The organism is Lysinibacillus sp. G1-3, from assembly GCF_056322905.1.
Genome location: NZ_JBWHYQ010000074.1, coordinates 1 through 307, shown reverse-complemented (window position 1 = coordinate 307; position 307 = coordinate 1). Strand labels below are relative to the sequence as shown.

Genomic DNA, 307 nt, shown 5'->3' with positions numbered 1-307 from the left:
AATGGGAAACTGGATAGAAGAGCACTTCCAAAACCAAATACAGAGGATTCTTTAAATGAATATGAAGCACCAAGAAATGAATTAGAAGAAACCTTAGTAAGAATATGGTGTGAAGTGTTAGGAATAGATAAGATTGGGATAAATGATAACTTCTTTGACCTTGGTGGACATTCATTGAAGGCTATGACACTTATTTCAAAAATGCATAAAGAAATAAATAAAGAGCTTCCAATAATGGAATTATTTAAGTCGCCAACGATAAAAGAGGTAAGTAAGTTTATTGAAAGTGCGAAGGAAACTATTTTTT

The 307-nt window shown here is 31.6% G+C and carries 1 protein-coding gene; it reads left to right on the top strand.

Going from position 1 to position 307, the window contains the following annotated elements; genetic code table 11:
* Positions 1–307, top strand: a 307-nt coding sequence (locus tag ACVYAD_RS25205; protein ID WP_476428307.1) for a phosphopantetheine-binding protein, incomplete at both ends; no start/stop codon positions are given.